Source organism: Pseudomonas syringae group sp. 243L2, assembly GCF_032587875.1.
Lineage (GTDB): Bacteria > Pseudomonadota > Gammaproteobacteria > Pseudomonadales > Pseudomonadaceae > Aquipseudomonas > Aquipseudomonas amygdali.
Genome location: NZ_JAWHPL010000003.1, coordinates 87,401 through 107,268, shown reverse-complemented (window position 1 = coordinate 107,268; position 19,868 = coordinate 87,401). Strand labels below are relative to the sequence as shown.

The following is a 19,868-nucleotide window of genomic DNA, read 5'->3' as shown; positions in this document are numbered from 1 at the left end:
TCAGGCTCCTCAGAACTGGAAGTAAAGGAACGGCGAGAAGCTTTGCGCCGAGAGTTTGAGAATCGAAGCCACGAACAGCAGCAGGATCAGTGCACGCATGGCATAACGTGGCCAGTCGGCAACCCAGTACGCGGGCTGCACCTGGGCTTCGCTGCCCACGGTGTAGCTTGGCAGGTGCAGACTGCCGGGAGCATCGCCGGGAACGGCCTTGATGGTGCCCGGTTGTGCGGTCGCAGGACCGTCAGCCTTGGCGCTCTTGCCGGTGTCTTTTTCGCGGTTCTGGTAGAAGTCGCGCAGACCGAAGAACGCCAGCGTCAGATAAGCCACCACCAGTGTTGCAACTTGCAGACCGGTCAGGCTGGCACGGTTAAGTTCCGACAGCTGCCACTCGCCGAAGCTGAACATGGCGCTGTACATACGACCGGCGACATGCAGGTTTTCGGCGCGGAAGATGACCCAGCCTATGACCACCAGCAAGAAGGTCAGTGCCCAGCGAATCGGGTTGAAGCTGTAAGGCTTGGTGTTGATGCCGACCGCTTTCTCGATGGCCAGCCACATGCCGTGCCAGGCACCCCAGATGATGTAGGTGACGTTGGCACCGTGCCACAGACCGCCCAGCAGCATGGTCAGGAACAGGTTGCGATAAGTCGCGAACTTGCCGCCACGGTTGCCGCCCAGGGTGATGTACAGGTAGTCACGCAGCCAGGTGGACAGGCTGATGTGCCAGCGACGCCAGAACTCTGTGATCGACTGGCTGATGTAGGGCTGTTTGAAGTTTTCCATGAAGCGGAAACCCATCATCAGACCCAGACCGATGGCCATGTCGCTGTAACCGGAGAAGTCGAAGTACAGCTGCGCGGTGTAGGCCAGGGCGCCCAGCCAGGCATCGCCGGTGGTCGGGTTCTGCAGAGCGAAGCAGTGGTCGGCGACCACCGCCAGGGTGTCGGCGATGAACACTTTCTTGATGAAGCCCTGCATGAAGCGCGTTGCACCTTCAGAGAACTTGTCCAGCGTGTGAGTGCGGTTGTTGAACTGGTCGGCCAGGTCGCGGAAACGCAGCACGGGGCCGGCGATCAAGTGCGGGAAGATCGCGACGAATGCAGCGAAGTCGATCAGGTTGCGCGTGGCCGGGGTGTCGCCGCGGTAAACGTCGATGATGTAGCTGATGGACTCGAAGACATAGAACGAGATACCGATCGGCAACAGCACGTGGGTCAGGATGAACGGTTCAAGACCCATCGAGGTCATGGCTGCGTTGATGCTGTCCACACCGAAGTTGGCGTATTTGAAGTAGCCCAGAATACACAGGTCCACGATTACGCCGAGCAGCAGCCAGCGCTGTGCCGGTTTGGTCCGCACACCTGCTGCGCCTACCTTGAGACCGATCCAGTAGTTCCAGACGGTCACGCCGATGAACAACGCCAGAAAGTCCACACGCCACCAGGCGTAGAAGATATAGCTGGCAATCAGCAACAGCAGATTGCGATAGCGTTGCCCGCTCAGGTAGTACAAGCCGAGGAAGATCGGCATGAACAGGAACAGGAACACGTTGGATGAGAAAACCATCCTTATCTCTCCGTTTGTCCAACATTCAAGGGCTCAAAGCCCCCCCAAACCCCCCGTTGAAATTGGGGGGTAAAACACGTCGCGTTACGGCTTGTCGGTGAAGCAGCTCAGGCGAGGTCCGGTCTCATGGATGCATCGCCTGGGCGTGGGGCTTCGCGGACAAGTCCGCTCCTACAAATAACAACAGTGAATCAGGAGCCGTCGTTGTCGCCCTTGTCGCCTTTCTCGTGCGTCGGGTCGTAGACCTTGGTCAGGTCACCGCCGAGGCGGAAAGTCTTGAACGGCTGCTTTTCGTGTTTCTCTTCCAGCACATCCGGGCTGCAGGTGTAGAGCGAGCAGTACGGTTCGAGCCAGGCGAATTTCGGATCTTTCTTCAAGTCCGTCATGTCCTGTTTCTCGCCGTTGTGTTCAGCGAAAATCGAAGGGTCTTTGACGCCAGCCAGCACACGGTCACCCAGACGCTTCAAGGCACCATTGTTTTCCGGACGCAGATCGACACCGTTGGCCTGGGCGAAACTGGCGATCATCGCGAGCGGCGGCAGTGCGTAGTTGTGATACGACAGCGCGCGTTGACGACGCTTCATCTCGTTAGGCAGGAAACCGTCCTTGTCCACCTGATTGGCGGCGACCTTGTATTCCTTCACAGCCCAGTCGAAGAGGTCCTGTCGATTGGTTGCGACGGCGGTTGCCATCACTGACCAGGCGGCCCAGTACGAGTGGTTGTTGATTTTTTCCAGCGGCAGGTTGCTCCAGTCGCTGACCACCTGGTCGGCCAGCTTGCTGAACCATGCTTCGATGATCTTCGCGTCCTGCTGACGATTGGCCAGCGGATGCGACTCGGAGAACTTCAGACGCAGGTAGGCGGAGGACATGCTGCCCAGTGCCCATTTGCGCATGGACTTGCCGGTGTGGTTGAACTCGCGAGATTCCAGTGCATCAGCCTTGGCCCAGGTAGTCATCATGTTCAGCGCGCAATCGAGCTGTTCCGGACGACCGTCGCGCATGTACTGCATCACGACTTTGCTGACGCCGCGCTCAAGGTCGGTGATGTCCTTGGTCGCATCGCGAAAGGCTTCTTCCGACACGGCGTTGAGGGTCGCACGTGCCTTGTCCGAACCTTCGTACTTGCTGCGGAAAACCAGCTTGTCGGTGTACGGCTTTGGAATGGCTTCACAGCTGAAATTGTGATCGCCCGTCTTCATTTTTTCGATCGGGGCGTCATAGCCCTTGGGTGGAACCAGTGCGGCGGACGCACCCGTAGCCCAGGCCATCGATGACAGAATTGCCATCGACAGCAGGGTAGGGCGTATCAGTTTAGGAGTCTGCATAAGTCACCTCATAGTCCGGCTTGAGCTGTGTGTGTCGCAGCGCTCGGGAACACGTTGCGTTTGCATACTTTGGCTTCGACTTTCTGTGGTGCCGTGCCTGCTTCCGGTCCCTGGATCTCCAGCGCCAGCAATTGCTGGTTAGCCCAGTCCTCGTCTTCGCGCAGTTCGAACGCGAAGCGTCCGTCAGTATCGGACGTTTCCGGTTTTTCGATTTTCAGGTCTTCGTGACGCCCGTTCATGTACCAGAGCCTGGCTTGAAGGACTTTCACCGAAGTATCGTCAAACTTGATATCGATCTGATTGCTGCCGTTGCGGATATCCTTGATGCCATTCTTGCCATTGACCAACACTTCGTTGGTGCCCGGCTTGAGGGTGGTGCTGGCGCTCATTACCGCAGGCTTGCCTTCGCAACCGTTGTCCAGCAGCGCCATCATCTGGCGATAGATGGTTTCCTGATCCAGGCGATACAGCGGCGAGAATTCCCAGATGAGAATTTTCGGCGGACGCTTCTGGAAGTCTTCACTGCCCAGGTACTGCAGCATCGAACCTTCCAGACCACCACCAGGGAACGCTACGTTCAACACGTCGGCACCCATGTATTCCTGCAGGAAGCCAGCGAAGTTGTAGTTCTTGCCGCTGTGACTGGTGCCGACCAGCGTGATCTCCGGGTTGCCGGAATCGCCGAACAGGTCACCGTCGCCCGCCTCACCCTTGGGTTCGGTGGTGAACTGATCCATGTACTGGATCGCGTAGCTGGTGCCGCACAATTGACCCGCCATATTGTGCAAAGTGCCCGTTTTGCCCATGCGTCCGGAAATATGGCTTTCGAACTCACGCTTGGGGATGTCGCTGTAACCCGGAACCTTCTTCACGGTTTCAGCGACAATCTTCGCCGTGCGTTGTGCGCCGTAAGGCGTCCAGTGCTGGTCACCGCGGAAGTAGAAGTCATGCGCCTGCTGCTCGTTGGTCAACGGCGACAGGTCCGGGACCCAGTAACCCATCTTGCTGAAGCGGCCGAGCATGGCCTGATAGTTTTTCAGTGCCTTGTCGTAGTCGAACTTGTCGCGCTCGGCTGGAAACAGCTTGTTGCGATCTACCAGACCACGGGTCGGTTGATAGACCACTACCAGTTCGACGCCTTTGCTTTTGAACGCATCGTGCAGTTCTTTCATGCGGCGGTAGCCGGCAGGCGTGGTGTCGAATTCGGTGCGCAGGTCTTCCTGAGTCCGGAACAGCCAGTCGCCCTGAGCCTGGACCAGTGTGGTGAAGTTCTGCTGATAACGCGTGGTGTAGTTTTTCGCGTCATGCGCGGCCGGGCACAGAGAGCAGCAAGGCTCGGCCTTGAACGTCGGCGCTTGCGAGTCGTCCGCCCGAGCGACACCAGCGGCGGCCATCAAGGCGGCGGTGAGGCTGGACAGGCTCAACAGCTTGATCAGATGTGCATGCATAACAATACCCTTCCTCATTCCCGCAGCTCGGTCTGGCTTTCGACGGGGTCGATCAATACGGCTTTCTTCTGGCGTACCAGCAGGTCGAGGATTTCGTCCTGGCGCTCACCGAGGACGCCGTTGAGGCTGATGCCGACTTCTTTGGTAGGCATCAGCATCGAGACGCGATACAGCTCGACACTCAATGGCGAGTCGATGGACAGCGGGCCGGAACCATTGCTGGACAGTTCGCCGCCGACCATGATCAGCGATACCTGAGCGTCGAACGGGTCGAGCTCGATGTCGCGGTCGGTGTCGCTCAAGTCCTTGATGTGGCCGTAGACGCCCATCAGGCCGTTGCCTATGGCGACGTTTTCGTACAGCTTGATGTTCACGCTGTTACGCACGCGGATACCGTGGCGACGGTTGGCGATCACGCGATTGCCCCACAGCAGGTTATTACCGCTTTCGTACAGGGTGATGCCGTCAGTGTGGTTCTGATAGATCTCGTTGTAGGCGACGATATTGCCCACACTGTTACGGTCCAGAACCACGCCAGACAGTTTGTTGTCGTGGCTCTTGTTGCGGAAGATGAAGCTGTTGTCCACTTCCCGGGAAATAATGATCCCGTGCTTCTTCTTGGTCCCGTAAACGTCGTTTTCGGCGATGATCAGCCCGTGCGAGCGGTCGTGCGGGTCAATGCCGTAAATGATGTTGTCGCGGTAAGTATTGCCCTTGACCACGAAGTCGCGGGTTTCATAGCAGTAGAAGCCGTACCACATGTCCGAGAACTCTGAATCGATGATCCAGCCGGTTGGCTCGGCACGCTTGAGAATCTTCGCGGTGTTGGGCGTGTACTGGGAAATACTGATGCCGTAGGACTTGCTCTGGTCGTAACCCATGCTCGCCATTTTGGTATTGGCGATCCAGGTTTCCGAGCCACCCCAGGTCAACAGAAACGGACGAAACTCGTCAGGCTTGCGATAGGTCGCCAGGCTGTTGCGGGTTTCACTCCAGGCGTTGACCTGAGTGTGGGTGATCAGCATCTTGCCTTCGCTGACGATGAACGAACCTTTTTCCTGAGACAGACGCAATTCCTTGGTCTTGCTGTCGATCTCGAAGATCCCGGTCTCCTTGATCAGAATCGGCAGGCGCGCCACATAGACACCCGGCGACACTTCATTGAGGAACTGCTTGGGGACCTTTTTGGCCAGGTCCTGCAGGTTCACGTAGCCGTCGGAAATCATGATGGCCTGCGGGATGCCGCGCTGACGGTTGACCCATTCGGCCATCTTGTTGTCACCGCCGATGAATTCCTTCAGGCCGGTTTCTTCCATCATCCGCGAGACAGTGACCTTGCCCGGCTTGTTGCGCACGATCTTTTTCAAGGCGGCTTCTGCGGTATAGCCCTTGAGGTCGGGCAACACCGGCTTGGACATTTCCAAGGGCTCGGTCGGCGGGCTGGTGATGGTGTAGGTCTTGGCCTGGTGCAACTCCTTGACCACCGCCTTCTGTGCATCGGTTACGACAGGGGCGTTAGCCAGCGCCACACCGCTGGCCATCAGCAGAGCGCTGGTCAGCAGTGCGCTTTCGAGCAGGGCATGCGGCCAGCTTCGGCTACGCCCATTGCTTGTATGACTGTTCATCTCTGGCACTCCTTTGGCGGTTCGCATCAAAAGCGCCAGATGACGTCGACAACAGCGCGGTGCATGTATTCATCCACGCCGTTGTGATACGCATCGCCGGGCTTGAAGACACCTGCGCGCAAGCGCACCAGTGCCGAAGGTTCGTCGAACGACTGGCTGAGCGAGGCGGGCAGCAGGCCTTGTTTGAAGTACTTGGTCACGACCAGGTCCATTTCCTGACCCAGGTCCTTGCGCCCGTCTTCCAGCGGCAGCGAACTGAACGTGTTGCTGTTGCCGTTTTCACGCACTGCATTGATACCCGAGCCGCCAATACCGGTGTTACCGTCCACTCGACGGAACTTGTGGTAGATCAGCGACGCATCGTATTCCTCGTTCATCTGCCAGGAGGCGAACAGCGAGCCGCTTTCCACGTTGGCCATTTCGCCCTGGAACGCTTCGCCGAAACGATGGATGCGCGAACGCGTGCCGGTCCAGTTCGAGCGGTTGCTCTCCAGACCGTTCTGGACGTAATCCTTGCTGGCGCGCGAGTAAGCCGCACCGACTTGCCATTGCGGGTCAAGACGCAGACGCAGACCCAGGTCAGTGGCCCAGCCATTCATGTCGCGGTCGTTTTTCTCGCCGGCGATGAACTGATCGTTGCCTGCGGAAGTCACGCCGATTTCGTCGCGTGTACCGTTCAGCCAGGTCAGGCTGCCCCAGTAATTGAGCGGGTTGGTGTTGCGATAGTTGTAGGCATCGCTGTCGGCCTGCAGACCCAGCCAGGTCAGATTGCCGTTGGACGTCTTGTCCAGATCATCCAGTTGCTCGCCCTGAGACTTGAGCTTGCCGTCGTCATGGCTGTAATGAGCGCGCACGCCTGCCCAATGGCCGGGGGTCCACTGGTAGCTGGCGGAACCGAACAGGTGCTTGCGGTCTTCGTCGTCGGGTGCCAGTTCGGTCAGGTCGGTGCGGTATTCGCTGAAGCGCTGGGCGGCACCCAGTTCGGCACGCAGCAAGGTGGTATCGAAGTTCCAGTTGATGGCCTCGATATTGGTGTCATGCCACTGACCATCGTCGTTGCGCAGACGCTGACGACCCACTTTGAGGATTTCGCCGGGGTAGGGCGTGAAGCCACTGTAGCCGATCCAGAATTCACGCAGCGCAGCATAGGACTTGTCGACTTCGCGTTCGCTGGCAGTGCCACGGGAGGTTTGCGTGCCGCTGCCGTCGCTGTTGCTCTGCTCCAGCGGGTCGGTCTGAATGGTGTCGGTGGCGGTGACCACCTGGCCCATGGCATAACCGCTCCAGTTGCCGCGCTCACCATAGACCCAAGGGCGCAGGTCCAGGCCCACACCGTTGACGTCGCCGCCCGAACGGGTGCCCAGATCGCGATCATCCTCGGCCTGTGCCGTGGCTTTCACTTCGATACCGAAATTCTGTTCTTCGGTCAGCGCTGCCAGCGTCGGGCAGGCCCACAACAGGGTGAAGCCAAGGCCCATGCCAGCAGCCATCAGGGGATTCAACTTCATAATGCTTCCTCACCGTCTTTTTCTTCTTGCAGGGCCTGCATCGCCATCGCGTTCTGAGTAGCGGTAGCGCCCCGGACTTTTTGCTCGCGTGCCAACAGGTCTTTGGCGGTGGCGAGCTTTTCAGGCGGCAGTTGTGTATTGAGGGCCTCGGCAAGCTCGGTCGCTTGCGGGGTCTGACTGGCCAGCGCCAGTTGCGCGAACACCCAGGCGTTGACCGGGTCGGGCATCGTGCCCTTGCCCTGCGAGAACAGTTGCGCGAGGGCGAAATCTGCGCTGTTCTGGCCACCACGGGCTGCGGTCAGCAACTCGTCCACGGCTTTTTGCGAGTACACCTGACCAAGGTAGCCACGGCGGTAGATCTGACCCAGGTAGTAATGGGCGGAAATCTCCGTTGCTGTGGCTTTCTTCAGGTGCTCCTCGGCCTTGAAGGCATCGGGCGTGACCCATTTGCCTTCGTAGTACAGGCGTCCAAGCAGCAGCTCGGCGCGAGGCTGATCGGCCGCGCGGCCGTTGTTCAGGTATTCCATCATCTTGTTGACGTCGCCCAGTTCGGGGAAGTCGTAAAGCAGTTTGGCCAGCGTGACCCACGAGACCGGGTAGCCAGGCGCAACGCTTTCCAGCAATTGCTGAGCGGTCTTTTCGTCTGGCGTACCGATGGTGGAGTCACCCAGTACGCGCGCGACGCTGTCCACTCGTTGAGCATTGACGCGGCCAGCGGCGTAGTCGCTCTTGAGCTTTTCGATCAAGGCCGTGCGCTGCTCGGCCTGGCCGCGTGTCTGGTAGACAGTAGCCAGCTCGACGTAGCAGATATCCGTGGCTGACAGTGCCTGTTTGCAGATGCTCTCGACCTCATCGAGGTGTTGAGCATAAGTACCTTGCGTGCGATACAGCAGCACCTGAGCCAGACCTGCCTCCGGATAACCGGCAGCGCGCCACTCACTGATCTTTTGCTGAGCATTCACTTCAGGGAAGGTGTGCGGGTATTGCAGATACAGCATCGCCAGCGGGATCAGGGTGCCGGATTCGCCATTGGCGAACGCCTTTTTCAGCAGGCCTTCGGCTTCGCGATGTTCGGCTTCGGTAGCGTCGGGCTTGGCAGCCAGCAGACGGCCCAGGCGCGACTGCGCCCGAGGGGAGGTCTGCGCGGCAGCGCGGTAGGTAGCCTCGGCCTGCTTGAGCTGAGCCGGGTCGCGAGTCGCGACCTGAATATCAGCAAGGCCGACTTGCGCGTCGCTGTAGCCCAGGTCCGCCAGCTGCCGATAGTTCTGCTCCGCCAATGCAGTGTCGCCGTTTTTCAGGGCTTCATTGGCAAGGCGTTGATCAGGCAGGCCGGCACAGCCGCTCAGGCCGAGCGCGACGGCGAGGCTCAGTAGCGTGGGGGTCGACAGGCGTCGTAGTGGGCTGTTCATGGTTACAGACCCGCAGCCATTGCTTTATCGATCAGCCAGTTCACGGACGGGCCGCGATCGCTGACCACTTCGACAGGGCGACCGGCAAGCGAGCTGCTCAGGCTTTCGTCAGGCTTGATCTGCACGCGGATGTCAGTGGACAGGTCGGCGTCGCTGAGGTTGGTGCTGCTGACGATCTGACCGGTGCGCAGTTTGTCTTCGCCAGCGATCTGGAAGCTGACACGTGTGCCTGGCTTGACGTCGTTGAACTGGCGATAGGTGAAGCGAGCTTCAACAGTGGCCGGCGCGTTGCGTGGCACCAGTTGGAAGATCACCTGACCCTTGGACGCGAACTGACCGTCGGCAACCAGTTGGCGAGCCACGACGCAATCGCACGGGCTAGTCATTGTGCCGCTCATCTGCTTGCCATACAGCTCTTCGATCTTGGCGGGCTGCAGGTCTTCACCGGTCAGGCTGCCTTTGAGCATTTCCAGCATGCTGGTATTGAAGGTTGCCAGTGGCGCACCTTTGGCGGCTTCGCCATTCTGGGCGACCAGGCTTTGTACGGTACCTTCACGTGGCATGGTCACGTCCATGCTTGGAATGGTGACCAGACCGGCCGACGCATGGCTGACGAAGTACAGGCCGTAGATTGTCTTGAAGATGAAGCCGAAAGCGGCCAGACCGACAATGAACACGCCCAGGCTGAAGGTCACGGCGCGCAGGCGACCCATGGCGCTCATGCCGCTGTCTTTGCCCTTGACCTTGCGTGCCTTGGTGAAGTTGTCGCGCTGCAGCGTGGCCAGCACTTCGCCCAGGGTGACGACTTCGCCGGACAGGTGCGAGGTGATCAGGTGGCGCAGGGTAGCGATGTCCTGAGGTTCCAGATTCTGGAACTGGCAACCGATGCGGTTGCTGGCGTTGTCGATCGAGCGCACCTGCAGATCGACGTCCATGGCCAGGCCAAGGTTGTCGATGATGAATTGCAGGCGTCCCTTGACGATCTGCCCTTCGCTGAATTTCTGCCCGGACGGAGCAACGAAGCTCAGGCCACCGGCCGACAGGTCTTCGATACGTACCAGTGGCGCGTTGGGCTGATCATTCAGCAGGCGCAGCTTGGCAGGGATCTTGATCCGCGCGTGTTGGCGCTGGGCTTCGGATTCATGTACGACGTTCGCATTCACGGCTGTATTCATGGCTAATTTTCCTACTTAAGCGATTAATCCGTTGGCCCGGTCAAACCATCGTCAACAGCACAGCGACGAAGATGGTGCCAGCCGAGAAAGTCATGGTTCGGGACGACCACGTGTTGAACCAGCCTTGAAAGCTGGCCATGTCGCGGCTCAGTTTGGTGTCCTGGCGTGTCCAGGACTGGCGGTCCAGCCGGAAGAAGACATAGATCTTCATCAGCGCGCCGACGATCTGGTTGTAATAGAGAATGATCGGGTAGGCAGGCCCGATTCTGTGTCCCGAGAGGGACAGCAGCAGGGTGAGGATCAGACGGGTCATGCCGATCCACAGCAGATACATCAACAGGAACGCGCCGCCATACTTGAAGCTGGCGATCAGGGCGACGGTCAGACCTAGGATGGAGGTCCACATCGACACCCGCTGGTCGAACAGTACGATGCTGGTGAAAATCCCCAGGCGACGTACGCCCAGACCCAGTGCACGCGAGTTCTGACGAAGGTTGTTGCCGTACCAGCGATACATCAGCTTGCGGCTGGCCTTCAGGAAGCTCTTTTCGGGCGGGTGTTCCACGGTGTTGATCGCTGCGTCCGGCACGTAGAACGTGTCGTACCCCAGGCGCATCAGGCTGAACCAGCTGGACTTGTCGTCGCCGGTCAGGAAGCGGAAGGTGCCCAGACGCCAGTGATTGAGCGAGTCGCTTTCCACGTCGGCAATGAACTCGGGGTCGGTTACCACGGTTGCGCGGAACACCGACATGCGACCGGTCATGGTCAATACGCGTTTGGACAGGGCCATCGAGCACATGTTGATGTGACGCTGAGCGAAACGCAGCTTGTGCCACTCGCTCATGATGTAGCCGCCACGTACTTCGCAGAACTCGTTGGTGGTCAGGCCGCCGACATTGTCGAACAGCTGGAACCACGGCACGGTCTTGGCGACCACACCTTCGTTGAGCACGGTGTCGCCGTCGATCACTGCAACCACGGCACGGCTGTCAGGCAAGTGACGCGAGATGGCGCGGAAGCCATAGGCCAGACCATCGCGCTTGCCGGTGCCCGGAATGCGTACGAAGTCCAGCTTGACGCGCTCCGGCGGGTTGAACTTCGCCCACATGCTCTTGACCAGCAGCTCATCGGACATTTCCACCAGCGAGCAGACGATAGTCGTCGGCAGGCCGCAGTCGATGGCTTCGCGGATAACCGAGTTGTAGACCTGTGCGGTGGTCAGCGCGTCGATGCGGAAACTGGTGACCATCAGAAACACATGGGACGGGTCTGCTGCACTGCCCAGCTTGCGAACCTTGCGGCGCAAGTGCGGGTAGACGATGTACAGGAAAATCATCCCGCGTACGAAGTGCGTGATTCCCATCGAGTAGCGCCAGATACCAACGGCGCCAATCAGGAATATAAAGTTCTTCGACTGTGAGTCGAAGATACTGGTAGGCAATGCCGCGGCAAGGCCCATGAGTAAACTTAAATAGAACAGCCAACCTGCGGCCTGTAACAGGCCGTGCTTGAGCCTCTGCATAATCGTATCCCTAAGTCAGTTGCGAGCCTCAAGCCCCAGGCTGCAAGCACATTGCTTGAGCCTGTGGCCTGGAGCCTGGCGCTTGTGGCTTGCGGCTGATTTACCAGCAGATACCTTCGGCGCGACCGTCTTCGCTGGTGGCGTTGGTCATGAAACCCACCAGATCGATGACGCGCTTGCCTTCGGGAGTCTTGTTGGCGAGGGCGCGGAAACGCTCATCGCGGTTGCCAAGGATGATCACGTCAGAGTCGTTGATGACCTGATCGAAGTCCGAATTCAGCAGCGACGATACGTGCGGAATCTTGGATTCGATGTAGTCCTTGTTGGCACCGTGAACGCGTGCATATTCGACGTTGCTGTCGAAGATGCTCAGGTCGAAGCCCTTACCGATCAGCATTTCGGCCAGTTCTACCAGCGGGCTTTCGCGCAGGTCGTCAGTACCTGCCTTGAAGCTCAGGCCCAACAGTGCAACCTTGCGGGTGTCATAGCTGGCAACCATGTCGAAAGCGTTCTGCACTTGCGAGGTGTTGCTGCGCATCAGCGAGTTGAGCAACGGCGCTTCTACGTCAAGGCTGCTGGCGCGGTAGGTCAGGGCGCGAACGTCTTTTGGCAGGCAGGAGCCGCCGAATGCGAAGCCTGGGCGCATGTAGTACTGGGACAGGTTCAGCGCCTTGTCCTGGCAGACCACGTCCATCACTTCACGACCATCGACGCCGACGGCCTTGGCAATGTTGCCGATTTCGTTGGCGAAAGTAACCTTGGTGGCGTGCCACACGTTGCAGGTGTACTTGATCATTTCGGCAACGGCGATGTCCTTGCGGATGATCGGTGCGTCGAGTTCTTCGTACAGCGATTGCAGTACGTCGCCCGAGGCTTTATCGAACTCGCCGATCACGGTCATTGGCGGCAGGTCGTAGTCCTTGATTGCGGTACTTTCACGCAGGAACTCAGGGTTTACGGCGACACCGAAATCAACACCGGCTTTTTTGCCGGAGCAGTCTTCCAGAATCGGGATGACCACGTTGGCAACCGTGCCTGGCAACACAGTACTGCGAACAACGATGGTGTGGCGGGTGGCTTTGTCACGCAGGACATAGCCGATTTCGCGGCACACCGACTCGATGTAATCGAGTTCCAGATCGCCGTTCTTCTTGCTCGGCGTACCGACACAGATCATCGACAGGTCAGTGGCGCGAATGGCTTCGGCGAAGTCGGTAGTGCCGCGCAGTTTTCCGGTACTGATACCTTTCTGCAGCAGTTCTTCCAGACCCGGTTCAACGATAGGTGATTTGCCGTTGTTGATCAGATCGATCTTGGTGCTGGAAATATCCACACCAACTACATCGTGACCGCGGGCAGACAGGCAACCGGCACAGACTGCACCGACATAACCCAAACCAAATATGCTGATACGCATCGTATTCTCCTCGATTTTTCACGCCATAAATTGGCTGGATATTAATTTTGGCCAGCAGATGTCACGCGCCATCCTTTACGGCTAACAACGCCGTGGAACTAACGCAGGCATATTTAATGAGTGAGTGCCCAAATAGGTGAGGCGAACTCAAATGACACTAAGTACAAGCGGCAAGTGACCTGTCCGGTGGGCAGGGCCCTGCTCTCCTTGGATGCAGTAAACCACTCCTGTTTGACGATCGACGGCGGACCTCGTTCGGAAAGCCTCTGACTAGAGCCTTGGCTGACCTTGTCGAATCCTGCGCATCACACCTGTTGGGCGCTTCGCCTGTCTACAACATCAACTAGTGATGTGAGTTTAGTTCTGGTACCTGACGCCAGCGTTACATGAACCTGGCTTCCCTGTCGGTAACTTCCCATTTTTCCAGTCGACCTGTAAGTGATCTCTTACACGTCAGCCCAGAATTGTTACGGGATGTAGGAGCGTAGGAATTCGCATTTAGTTCCGGGCCACTCGTCCTGATTTGCGGATTTTGCTGTATCCAGTTTGTGACAGGGGCAGTATCGCGGTGATGGCGTTTTTCTTAAAAGCCTTATTGCGCGGGGATTTCAGCGGGGTAGATATGAAAGTGCTACTACTGCAAAAAGCCAAAAAGCCACTACGTAAAAAAGTGGATTTTTTTTAATGAAAAAATCAGGCGAGATTGCGTCGTCGAAAAGTTGACGTTTATCTGGCGTCACGATGTTGGCATTTGCTGTTGGATCGTAGGACAGGTCGTGTAACAGCGATGCGTTACACGACGGTTACAGTGTCTAGTCTTCTACGACGTTGCGCAAAAACACCAACTTGTCGGGCGTCGATTGCTCACGGTTATAACGATAGCCCTGAACATCGAACGCCTGTAACGCTTCGGGGCTGTTGATACGTTCCTCAATGACGAAACGGCTCATCATGCCGCGCGCTTTCTTGGCATAGAAGCTGATGATCTTGTACTGACCGTTCTTGAAGTCCTTGAACTCGGTGTCAATGATCCGGGCGTTGAGCGCTGAACGTTTGACCGCAGAGAAGTACTCGGTAGACGCAAGATTGAGCAGCAGGTCGTCGCCCTGGGCTGCCAGCGCTTCATTCAACCATTCGCTGATCTGCGTGCCCCAGAACGCGTAGAGATCCTTGCCGCGAGCGTTTGCCAGTCGCGTACCCATTTCCAGGCGATAGGGCTGCATCAGGTCCAGCGGGCGCAGCAGCCCATAAAGGCCGGACAGCATGCGCAGGTGATCCTGTGCATAGTCGAGCTGCGCGTCGCTTAGTGTTTCGGCTTGCAGGCCGGTATACACATCGCCCTTGAAGGCCAGCAGCGCCTGCTTGGCATTGTCGAGCGTGAAGGCCGGGTTCCAGCTTCCGAAGCGTGCCGCGTTCAGCCCGGCAAGCTTGTCGGACAGGTGCATCAGTTCGCTGATCTGCGCTGGCGTCAGTTCACGCAGTTGGGTGATCAACTCCTGAGAGTGATCCAGATACTGCGGCTGAGTGAAGCGTCCGGTAGTGGGCGGGGTCTCGAAATCGAGGGTTTTTGCCGGGGAAATCACCATCAGCATGAAGTCGTCTCCTTTGATCGTCCGGGGATTCTATGGGCTGATGGCCCACGACTCCAGCTATGGTGGCGATAGAGTCAGGCCGTGTGTGCAACGTCAGCATGCCATGCGGCTTTGTATGCGCTCCGACATAAGAAGCCAGGCTCATATCAGCTATAGTGGCGCGCTGGTCATGATGTTAATGGTTGATCGAGAGGGCATCGGGTTTGCGTATTGTTTTAGCAGTGTGTGCAGGTCTGTTCTGGCTCCAGGCGCAGGCGGCAGTGCCGGTCACTGCCACCATAGACCGCAGTGTGTGGCCCGAGCGCCTTGAAACGCCGGGGTTGTTCGACGTCGCGTCGCGCGCGGAAATCCTCGCCTTTGCCCACGAACTGTACCTCAGCGAGAAGCTGGACGAGGAGGGGCTCAAGCAGCGCCTCGGCCTGCGCTTCGTCAACGTGCCTTCGTTGAACGTGGTCCGCCATCGTCTGTGGCTGCGCTTGCTGGAAAACTATCAGAATGCTCAAAAGAGCTGCGAGCAGGATGCCAACTTCTGCGTGCTGGTCGAGGACATGGACCAGCTGCGTCAGCGCGCTGAAGAGTTTCAGGTGTCGAACGACTCGTTCTACGCCAACTGGGCCAGACCCGGCGCCGTGTTCCATCAGCGTTATTTGAACGAGCTGCTATTCATGGCTGCCTTGTTCCCGCAGACCAGCAGCGAGATCGAGCGCTACAACTCTGATGAGATGAGTGGCGACGAGATGCCGGACCGCACCTTCATGCTCAATTTCGAAAGCGGCCCGAGCCCGGTCGATGGCGGAACCGACTGGCTGGCCGACTTCATGCGTCAGCAGAAGATGACCGCCACCTTCTTTGTGCTGGGCAAAAGCCTTCAGGAACGCCTCGACAGCACATCGACCACAAGCTTGCAGGCGCTGTATCGCCAGCAGTGCGTGGGCATTCAAGGGTGGGAGTATCGTTCGCATAGCCAGTGGCTGGACTGGCAGGATTCAGTGCAACGCAGTGCGGCACTGGTTCAGCGTGTGCTGCCGGATAATTTCGTGCCGCTGTTTCGCCCGCCTTACGGCCATCGGCGGGCCGACAGCGGCGACTTCTTCCGCGCCGAGCATTTACGCGTGTCATTGTGGAACATCGATGCCGAGGACAATACCGGGCGGCTTTCGGCAGAGCAGGTTGGCGACCGCGTACTAACCCTCATGCTGCTCTGGCGCAAGGGCACGGTGGTCTTCCACGACGTGGCCAACAAGGCGCAGTCTGCACTGCCATTGCTGCTGGCCAATACCGCGCAAAGCGAGTTGATCTGGGACGATTGCCGAAATATCTCTGAAAGCCCCGTAGAACAAGGGCTGCAGAGCAGTGAAGAGGCTGCGCCCGAGGGGGAATGAAGGCAGATTCGGCGTGGGCGGACTTCCGACTTTAAACGTGCTGTGTACGTCCGCCAAGCTCTATTCGTCAGGCTGTGAAATAAACTTCAAAAAACTGTCAAAGAGCTTTTTTCTGTCATCCCTTTTGCTGTATTACGAATACAGACCGCCGAAACCTGCAACACAGGTGGCGTCTTCCAAGACCCACCTTGAGCGACATTTCTCCCCTGCCTGAAGGGAAGAATCCGGCGGCCTTTTCGTGGCGCAGTACTGTCGTGGTTCTGCGTCGCCCGGCTTCTACAAAGGTGAGCGAGTATGGATGACCACGGACGCACCCCTTCCACCAACCAGCCAATCCTTTACGTGCTCGATACCAACGTATTGATCCATGATCCAAACGCACTGCTGAATTTCGAAGAACACCACGTCGCCATCCCCATGACGGTTCTGGAGGAACTGGACAAACTCAAGGCCGGTAAACATTCGGTTGCTGCCGAGTGCCGCCAGGCCATCCGCCTGATCGACAAGACCCTCGGCGAGGCTAACCCTGAAGAAGTTGAAAAGGGCGTGCCGATTGACCGCGGGACCGGTATTTTCAAAGGTTTTCTGTCGATTTTGATGAGCAAGCGCGAGGAACCCAACAGCCTGCTGCCCGAGCACCTCAACGACAACATCATCATCAACCAATTGATCGACCTGCATGCGCGCAACAAGGACTTGAGCGTTGTGCTGGTGACCAAAGACATTAACATGCGCCTCAAGGCGCGCGCCTGCGGCATTGCGGCCGAAGATTACAGCACCGACCAGCTGGTCGACGACGTTTCGCTGTTGTCGCGTGGCTACCACGACATGACCGGTTCGTTCTGGGACCGGGTCAACAAGGTCGACACCCGTCAGGAGCGTGGCCGTACCTGGCACCGCGTGCAGCTCAATGAAATGCTGCCTGCGGTTCATATCAACGAGTTTATTGTCGATGAACAGGGCTTCGTAGGCTGGATCAAGGGCGTCAAGAACGACGAACTGCTGATTCTGGATATGCATCAGGAGCCACTGCTGCATCAGGAGGCCTGGGGCCTGAAACCGCGTGATATCTATCAGGGGCTGGCGTTGTTCGCACTGCTCGACCCGGATATTCACCTGGTCAACCTGTCAGGTGCCGCTGGTTCGGGTAAAACCATTCTGGCGTTGGCGGCTGCCATCGAGCAGACCATGGTCACCAAGCGTTATCGGCGCATCATCGCTACCCGTAGCGTTCAGGGCCTGGATCAGGAGATTGGCTTCCTGCCCGGCACCGAGGCGGAAAAGATGGAGCCTTGGCTTGGCGCGATCACCGACAACCTTGAAGCCCTGCACATGGATGATGAAAACACTCATGGCAGTGTCGACTACATCCTCAGCAAGGTGCCGTTGCAGTTCAAGTCCCTCAACTACATTCGAGGTCGCAGCTTCCAGCAAAGCCTGATTCTGATCGATGAATGCCAGAACCTGACCCCGCACCAGATGAAAACCATCATCACCCGTGCCGGTGCCGGTTCCAAAGTGGTCTGCCTGGGCAACCTGGCGCAGATCGACACCCCTTACCTGTCAGCCACCAGTTCCGGGCTGACCTACCTGACGGAGCGCTTCAAGGACTTCCCGAACGGTGTGCATATCACCTTGCAAGGCGTGCCACGCTCGATACTGGCCGAATACGCGGAGAGTCATTTGTAAATCAGATGCAAGCGGGGAGCCCATGTGTAAGTGGGTTCCTTGCTTGCAGCTCACGGCTTGTAGCGTGTAACTGCCACTCCCTCTACACTTCTTGCTTCTGCCAAGGAGTAACGTTGTGCTCACTCATCTCGATTCCCAGGGTCGCGCCAATATGGTCGATGTTACGGATAAAGCCGTGACGTCCCGTGAGGCGGTGGCCGAAGCAGTGGTGCGTATGCTGCCCACCACGCTGCAAATGATTGTCAGCGGCGGTCATCCCAAGGGTGATGTATTTGCCGTCGCGCGTATCGCCGGTATTCAGGCGGCAAAGAAAACCAGTGATCTGATCCCGCTCTGCCATCCATTGATGCTCACCAGCATCAAGGTTCACCTCGCCGCTGACGGCGATGATGCGGTGCGTATTACCGCGAGCTGCAAGCTGGCCGGGCAGACCGGTGTGGAAATGGAAGCCCTGACTGCCGCCAGCATTGCGGCGCTGACAATTTACGATATGTGCAAGGCGGTCGATCGCGGCATGGTCATCGAGTCGGTTCGGCTGCTGGAAAAGCTCGGCGGCAAGAGCGGTCACTTCATTGCCGATCAGGCACAGGTCTCGTCATGAAGATCCAGGTTCAGTATTTTGCCCGCTACCGTGAAGTCCTTGGCCTGGACAGCGAGTCTGTCGAAGGCACGTTCGACACGCTGGACGCACTGCGCCAAGCGCTGCTGCAGCGTGGCGAGGCCTGGCAGGTCCTTGCCGAGCAGAACCTGATGTGTGCCCGCAACCAGGAACTGTGCAAGCCGACCGAGCCGCTGTCTGATGGTGATGAAGTCGCATTCTTTCCGCCCGTGACCGGAGGCTGAACATGACCATTCGCGTTCAGGCTGCGGCGTTCGACCCCGGCAATGAAGTCAACGCGTTGCATGCGGCCAACCTCGGCATCGGCGCGGTGGTCAGTTTTGTCGGCTATGTGCGGGACTTCAACGAAGGGCGTGAAGTGTCGGGCATGTTTCTGGAGCACTATCCGGGCATGACCGAAAAGGCACTGGCAAAAATCGTTGCCGAGGCCGAACAGCGCTGGCCGTTGCTGCGTGTCGATGTGCTGCATCGGGTAGGGGCGCTGGAGCCCGGCGAGCCGATAGTCTTCGTGGGTGTTGCCAGCGCTCACCGGCAGGCAGCGTTCGAAGCCTGCGATTTCGTCATGGACTACCTCAAGACCCGCGCGCCGTTCTGGAAGAAGGAAAAGACTTCCGAGGGACCGCAGTGGGTTGAAGGCCGCGATAGCGATCAGGCAGCAGCCCGGCGCTGGTAGTGGTTGGTCGTTGCGTCCATCTTTTTTGCCTGAAAGTCCGACCTTCCGCTTTTTATATCGTCTATTTGCATCTTTCTCGGTACAGAAAGATGGCTTCGGGCTATCATGCGCAGCCGCGAAAAAGCGGCCTGTTGGCTTTGCCCAATCCTATTCAATAACTGTCCGAACGTGATCGCGTTTTGCGAGCCACGTTGCGGGCAGTTTTTCGTAAACGCTCGGAGCAGAATGTGAAGAAACTTCAGCAGGTTTTGGTTTCAGGGATGACGACAGCGGCTTTAGTGCTGGTTGCTGGTTGTGCAACGGAAAGCTCGCGGGCGCTGCCTGTGACAAAGGTTGAAAGTGCTGGAGTTGCCTATGCCGGTGTGCGCTATCCGGTTGCGGTCGGCAAGTTCGATAACCGCTCCAGCTATATGCGCGGGATCTTTTCCGATGGCGTCGATCGTCTTGGTGGTCAAGCCAAGACCATCCTGATCACCCACATGCAGCAAACCAACCGGTTCAATGTGCTGGATCGCGACAACATGGAGGAGATCAAGCAGGAAGCCGCTATTAAATCTACCGCCCAGCGTCTGAAGGGTGCTGACTACGTGGTGACCGGCGACGTGACCGAGTTCGGTCGCAAGGAAGTCGGCGATCAGCAACTGTTCGGCCTGCTGGGCCGCGGCAAATCCCAGATTGCCTACGCGAAAGTCGCGTTGAACATCGTCAATATCAGCACTTCGGAAGTGGTGTACTCGACTCAGGGCGCGGGCGAGTTCGAGCTTTCCAACCGTGAAGTCGTCGGCTTTGGCGGCACCGCCAGTTATGACTCGACACTCAACGGCAAGGTTCTCGACCTGGCCATGCGCGAAGCCGTCAACAACATGGTGCGTGCGCTCGACAGCGGTGCCTGGAAACCGACTGCCAACTGATATT

Annotated in this window: 16 protein-coding genes; 6 read left to right on the top strand and 10 right to left on the bottom strand. The window is 58.0% G+C overall.

The window, feature by feature from the left end:
• Positions 1–9: 9 nt before the first annotated feature.
• From RYB66_RS01610 to yaaA, 10 genes are all read right to left on the bottom strand, one after another.
• Positions 10–1,566 carry an MBOAT family protein gene (locus RYB66_RS01610; RefSeq protein WP_316893591.1) on the bottom strand — a complete coding sequence of 519 codons (1,557 nt, stop codon included), beginning with the start codon at positions 1,564–1,566 and terminating at the stop codon, positions 10–12.
• Positions 1,567–1,757: 191 nt separating this feature from the next.
• Positions 1,758–2,894, bottom strand: coding sequence for a mannuronate-specific alginate lyase (locus tag RYB66_RS01605; protein ID WP_005752927.1), 1,137 nt, complete (start codon positions 2,892–2,894; stop codon positions 1,758–1,760).
• Positions 2,895–2,902: 8 nt separating this feature from the next.
• Positions 2,903–4,342, bottom strand: a complete 1,440-nt coding sequence (locus RYB66_RS01600; protein WP_004663967.1) for an alginate O-acetyltransferase AlgX-related protein — start codon at positions 4,340–4,342, stop codon at positions 2,903–2,905.
• Between the two features lie 14 nt (positions 4,343–4,356).
• On the bottom strand, positions 4,357–5,967 hold the full coding sequence (algG, locus tag RYB66_RS01595; protein ID WP_005778087.1) for a mannuronan 5-epimerase AlgG: 1,611 nt from the start codon (positions 5,965–5,967) through the stop codon (positions 4,357–4,359).
• 26 nt (positions 5,968–5,993) lie between these two features.
• Complete coding sequence (locus RYB66_RS01590) at positions 5,994–7,475, bottom strand: alginate export family protein (protein ID WP_002552252.1); 1,482 nt, start codon at positions 7,473–7,475, stop codon at positions 5,994–5,996.
• Positions 7,472–8,884 (bottom strand): alginate biosynthesis TPR repeat lipoprotein AlgK, encoded by a 1,413-nt coding sequence (gene algK, locus RYB66_RS01585; protein ID WP_004663968.1) that lies wholly within the window; start codon positions 8,882–8,884, stop codon positions 7,472–7,474. Before algK ends, RYB66_RS01590 begins: the two co-directional genes overlap by 4 nt.
• Before the next feature lie 2 nt (positions 8,885–8,886).
• Positions 8,887–10,059 carry an alginate biosynthesis protein Alg44 gene (locus RYB66_RS01580; protein ID WP_002552254.1) on the bottom strand — a complete coding sequence of 391 codons (1,173 nt, stop codon included), beginning with the start codon at positions 10,057–10,059 and terminating at the stop codon, positions 8,887–8,889.
• A gap of 40 nt (positions 10,060–10,099) precedes the next feature.
• The gene (gene alg8, locus RYB66_RS01575; RefSeq protein WP_002552255.1) at positions 10,100–11,581 is read right to left on the bottom strand and encodes a mannuronan synthase; all 1,482 of its coding nucleotides are present in this window, start codon (positions 11,579–11,581) and stop codon (positions 10,100–10,102) included.
• A 100-nt stretch (positions 11,582–11,681) separates the two neighbouring features.
• Positions 11,682–12,998, bottom strand: a complete 1,317-nt coding sequence (locus tag RYB66_RS01570) for a nucleotide sugar dehydrogenase (RefSeq protein ID WP_002552256.1) — start codon at positions 12,996–12,998, stop codon at positions 11,682–11,684.
• Positions 12,999–13,810: 812 nt separating this feature from the next.
• Positions 13,811–14,590, bottom strand: coding sequence for a peroxide stress protein YaaA (gene yaaA, locus RYB66_RS01565; RefSeq protein ID WP_005746016.1), 780 nt, complete (start codon positions 14,588–14,590; stop codon positions 13,811–13,813).
• 203 nt (positions 14,591–14,793) lie between these two features.
• Between yaaA and RYB66_RS01560 the strand changes: the two genes are divergently transcribed.
• The 6 genes from RYB66_RS01560 (at position 14,794) to RYB66_RS01535 (ending at position 19,864) form a co-directional block, all read left to right on the top strand.
• Positions 14,794–15,972 carry a polysaccharide deacetylase family protein gene (locus RYB66_RS01560; protein ID WP_316893588.1) on the top strand — a complete coding sequence of 393 codons (1,179 nt, stop codon included), beginning with the start codon at positions 14,794–14,796 and terminating at the stop codon, positions 15,970–15,972.
• Positions 15,973–16,266: 294 nt separating this feature from the next.
• On the top strand, positions 16,267–17,661 hold the full coding sequence (locus RYB66_RS01555) for a PhoH family protein (protein WP_316893586.1): 1,395 nt from the start codon (positions 16,267–16,269) through the stop codon (positions 17,659–17,661).
• 115 nt (positions 17,662–17,776) lie between these two features.
• Entirely contained in the window at positions 17,777–18,262 is a 486-nt protein-coding gene (moaC, locus tag RYB66_RS01550) for a cyclic pyranopterin monophosphate synthase MoaC (protein ID WP_004658312.1), read from the top strand.
• Entirely contained in the window at positions 18,259–18,504 is a 246-nt protein-coding gene (gene moaD / locus RYB66_RS01545; RefSeq protein WP_316893583.1) for a molybdopterin converting factor subunit 1, read from the top strand. Before moaC ends, moaD begins: the two co-directional genes overlap by 4 nt.
• A 2-nt stretch (positions 18,505–18,506) precedes the next feature.
• Positions 18,507–18,953 carry a molybdopterin synthase catalytic subunit MoaE gene (gene moaE, locus RYB66_RS01540; RefSeq protein ID WP_005752917.1) on the top strand — a complete coding sequence of 149 codons (447 nt, stop codon included), beginning with the start codon at positions 18,507–18,509 and terminating at the stop codon, positions 18,951–18,953.
• Between the two features lie 260 nt (positions 18,954–19,213).
• A complete protein-coding gene (locus RYB66_RS01535) occupies positions 19,214–19,864 on the top strand; it encodes a CsgG/HfaB family protein (RefSeq protein ID WP_005746012.1) in 651 nt (216 codons plus the stop codon).
• Positions 19,865–19,868 lie beyond the last annotated feature (4 nt).

What these genes read in the sequence shown, in the direction of transcription:
- RYB66_RS01605 (WP_005752927.1), bottom strand. Translation starts at nt 2,894, where the DNA reads ATGCAGACTCCTAAACTGATACGCCCTACCCTGCTGTCGATGGCAATT.
- RYB66_RS01600 (WP_004663967.1), bottom strand. Translation starts at nt 4,342, where the DNA reads ATGCATGCACATCTGATCAAGCTGTTGAGCCTGTCCAGCCTCACCGCC.
- yaaA (WP_005746016.1), bottom strand. Translation starts at nt 14,590, where the DNA reads ATGCTGATGGTGATTTCCCCGGCAAAAACCCTCGATTTCGAGACCCCG.
- RYB66_RS01535 (WP_005746012.1), top strand. Translation starts at nt 19,214, where the DNA reads ATGACGACAGCGGCTTTAGTGCTGGTTGCTGGTTGTGCAACGGAAAGC.
- moaD (WP_316893583.1), top strand. Translation starts at nt 18,259, where the DNA reads ATGAAGATCCAGGTTCAGTATTTTGCCCGCTACCGTGAAGTCCTTGGC.
- alg8 (WP_002552255.1), bottom strand. Translation starts at nt 11,581, where the DNA reads ATGCAGAGGCTCAAGCACGGCCTGTTACAGGCCGCAGGTTGGCTGTTC.
- RYB66_RS01580 (WP_002552254.1), bottom strand. Translation starts at nt 10,059, where the DNA reads ATGAATACAGCCGTGAATGCGAACGTCGTACATGAATCCGAAGCCCAG.
- RYB66_RS01555 (WP_316893586.1), top strand. Translation starts at nt 16,267, where the DNA reads ATGGATGACCACGGACGCACCCCTTCCACCAACCAGCCAATCCTTTAC.
- RYB66_RS01610 (WP_316893591.1), bottom strand. Translation starts at nt 1,566, where the DNA reads ATGGTTTTCTCATCCAACGTGTTCCTGTTCCTGTTCATGCCGATCTTC.
- algG (WP_005778087.1), bottom strand. Translation starts at nt 5,967, where the DNA reads ATGAACAGTCATACAAGCAATGGGCGTAGCCGAAGCTGGCCGCATGCC.
- algK (WP_004663968.1), bottom strand. Translation starts at nt 8,884, where the DNA reads ATGAACAGCCCACTACGACGCCTGTCGACCCCCACGCTACTGAGCCTC.
- RYB66_RS01570 (WP_002552256.1), bottom strand. Translation starts at nt 12,998, where the DNA reads ATGCGTATCAGCATATTTGGTTTGGGTTATGTCGGTGCAGTCTGTGCC.
- RYB66_RS01590 (WP_002552252.1), bottom strand. Translation starts at nt 7,475, where the DNA reads ATGAAGTTGAATCCCCTGATGGCTGCTGGCATGGGCCTTGGCTTCACC.
- moaE (WP_005752917.1), top strand. Translation starts at nt 18,507, where the DNA reads ATGACCATTCGCGTTCAGGCTGCGGCGTTCGACCCCGGCAATGAAGTC.